The following is a 2,640-nucleotide window of genomic DNA, read 5'->3' as shown; positions in this document are numbered from 1 at the left end:
TCTGCTAAAACATAGCCTTTATATATTAATTATTTCTATTTATTAACTTATACTAAATTTAAACTCTTTTCTTTATGGGAGTTTAAATGTTTATCTTTTAATATATGGATAATAATAGAAATTATATACTTATATTATAATAAAACATTTGAAAAAATTAAAATACTCCAAGTTAAGATATTAAAAATGACTAAGGTCATAATATAGTATTTCCTTAGTCATTCTAATTATTTATTGTACTTTTAATTTTTTCTCGTTATAAATTGTTATACCTAATGTTAACATTAAACCTCCCCATAAAACCACTGCACCTAATCCAAAGAAAGTTATTGCTATGCTGTTCATTATAAATTCCTCCTATATACTTTTATTGCTCTTCAAAATTATCTATATTTTTATTTTTCCATGGTTTTTTAGTAATAATAATTGATGATACTATTCCTATTAATATTACACTCCAACCATACATAAATAATGCTCTTAATGAATATCCACCATATGGAGATTTAATTTCTGTAATTAAACTTTGTACTAACATAAATACTAATATTGCTGGTGTTAAATATTTGACTGTAACATCCCACCATTTGCCTATTCTAAAATATGATATATCGTTTGTATGCTCTCTTATTATATAAGGTTTTAATATCCATCCTACTAAAGTTACTTCTAATAATCCAACAACAACTATTCCGTAATTGTTTATAAAGTTATCTATTATATCTAATAGATATAATCCTGCTCCACTTGCAAAAAGTAAACTTGTTGAAAATCCTATTAAACAAAATACTGTTATTACTTTATTACGCTTCCATCCAAATTTATCTATAAATGGTGCAGATACCGCCTCTGTCAAAGAAACAGATGAAGTTATTCCTGCAAAAATCAAACAAATAAAAAATAATACTCCTAGTATTGTTCCCCATAATCCCATAGCATTAAATACTGTTGGAAAAACTATAAATGCAAGACCAACCCCACTTGATACTACTTCTGATACAGAAACACCTTGAACATTAGCCATATAACCTAATATTCCAAATACTGCTATAGCACATAAAAATTCAAAACCACAATTAGCAAAAGCTGTCATAAATGCACTATTATTAATATCAGTTTTCTTAGGCAAATAACTTGAGTATGTTATCATTATTCCCATTGCTAAGCTTAATGAAAAGAATACTTGTCCATATGCAGCTACCCAAACTTTAGGATCTAACACTTTTGACCAATCTGGTGTAAATAATGTATTTAATCCTAAAGATGCACCTTCTAATGTTACTCCCCTAATGGCTATTACAACCATAATTATTATTAACATTGGTAATAGAATTTTATTTACTTTTTCTATTCCACCTTTTATTCCTTTATAACAAATAGTCCAATTAATTATCCAAATAATAGCCATTCCTATAAATATAGGCCAAACTATCCCACCAAAATCGAATGGTGATGAAGTTAAATGCAAAAAATCATTATGAAAAAATGAATTTGAATCATTTCCCCAACCCCTAGTAAAACTAAATCTTAAATAATTAATAGCCCAGCTTAAAATCATTGAATAATAGCATAGTATAATAAATGCACTGATTGTAGGCCACCAACCAAGCCACTCCCATTTTTTCTTTGCTCTTGCCATTGCAAGTGGTGTTGATCCCTTATATTTATGCCCCATTCCATATTCTAATATTAATAATGGTATACCTGCAGTAAAAATAGCAAAAAAGTAAGGAATTAAAAATGCTCCTCCACCATTTGAATATGCTACATATGGAAATCTCCATATATTACCTAAGCCTACTGCTGAACCTATAGCTGAAATAATAAATCCCAATTTGCTACCCCATTGATCCCGTTTTTCATTCATGTCCACTTCCCCCTTTGTAGATAAGATAAATAAAATCATTCTTTAATTATTAATATAATATAACAATTTAATAATATTTTCAATATTTATTTAAAAATATTTTATATTTTTATTGTTTTAATTGATAATTCATTTTATTTTTGCATATTTTCTTAACTTTTCGTCAATTTGCTATATTAAAATTAACTTTTATCATTTACATATTATGTTAATATTGATTGAAGGAGTTGAAATTTATGAAAAAATTTTTATTATGCGGAGTATTAGCATTTATTTGTTTAGGTTCTACTTCACTTAACGTTTTTGCAAATACAAATGAACCTACTCACTCATGGAAAATTACAAAAGCAAATGTAGATAGTGGTAAAGTTTCGTATCATGAATTTAATGATACAAAAGATAATTGTGAGATTGTAACTTATAACTCAAGTTACAATAAAGAATGTACAATATGTGGGGCAACATGTAGTGAAGATAGTACAACTATCTTTCATTTAAATTTTAATTGTCATGAATGTGATTAATAACTAAAATGATACACCTAAAAATAATACTTAAAGCCACTTAAATTTCTTTAGAACAAAATCGCTAAGGCGACTTTGGAGCCGTCGATTTTTTTAGCCATGCGCCCTTTCCAAACGCAGTGCAGGAATAATGGTGCGGCATATGATTATTTTTTATTCTTTAGGGGTACTCATAATACCTTTAAAACACATTATTTTAAAAGTTATCCACAAATTTTTTAATAATATAAATTCCTAAAGAATAAAAAA

At 27.0% G+C, this 2,640-nt stretch carries 3 protein-coding genes; 1 reads left to right on the top strand and 2 read right to left on the bottom strand.

What is annotated here, in order from left to right; genetic code table 11:
- Nucleotides 1-231 precede the first annotated feature (231 nt).
- Both NG904_RS15950 and NG904_RS15945 read right to left on the bottom strand, forming a co-directional pair.
- Nucleotides 232-345, bottom strand: coding sequence for a MetS family NSS transporter small subunit (locus NG904_RS15950; RefSeq protein ID WP_252217007.1), 114 nt, complete (start codon nucleotides 343-345; stop codon nucleotides 232-234).
- A 22-nt stretch (nucleotides 346-367) separates the two neighbouring features.
- Entirely contained in the window at nucleotides 368-1,867 is a 1,500-nt protein-coding gene (locus tag NG904_RS15945; protein ID WP_252232648.1) for a sodium-dependent transporter, read from the bottom strand.
- A gap of 236 nt (nucleotides 1,868-2,103) precedes the next feature.
- Between NG904_RS15945 and NG904_RS15940 the strand changes: the two genes are divergently transcribed.
- Complete coding sequence (locus NG904_RS15940; protein WP_252217003.1) at nucleotides 2,104-2,391, top strand: hypothetical protein; 288 nt, start codon at nucleotides 2,104-2,106, stop codon at nucleotides 2,389-2,391.
- Nucleotides 2,392-2,640 lie beyond the last annotated feature (249 nt).

Source organism: Clostridium sp. ZBS15, from assembly GCF_023845705.1.
Taxonomy (GTDB): Bacteria; Bacillota; Clostridia; order Clostridiales; family Clostridiaceae; genus Clostridium; species Clostridium aquiflavi.
The sequence above is the reverse complement of the archived record's forward strand: the minus strand, read 5'-3'. Positions and strand labels throughout refer to the sequence as shown.

What these genes read in the sequence shown, in the direction of transcription:
- NG904_RS15945 (WP_252232648.1), bottom strand. Translation starts at nt 1,867, where the DNA reads ATGAATGAAAAACGGGATCAATGGGGTAGCAAATTGGGATTTATTATT.
- NG904_RS15950 (WP_252217007.1), bottom strand. Translation starts at nt 345, where the DNA reads ATGAACAGCATAGCAATAACTTTCTTTGGATTAGGTGCAGTGGTTTTA.
- NG904_RS15940 (WP_252217003.1), top strand. Translation starts at nt 2,104, where the DNA reads ATGAAAAAATTTTTATTATGCGGAGTATTAGCATTTATTTGTTTAGGT.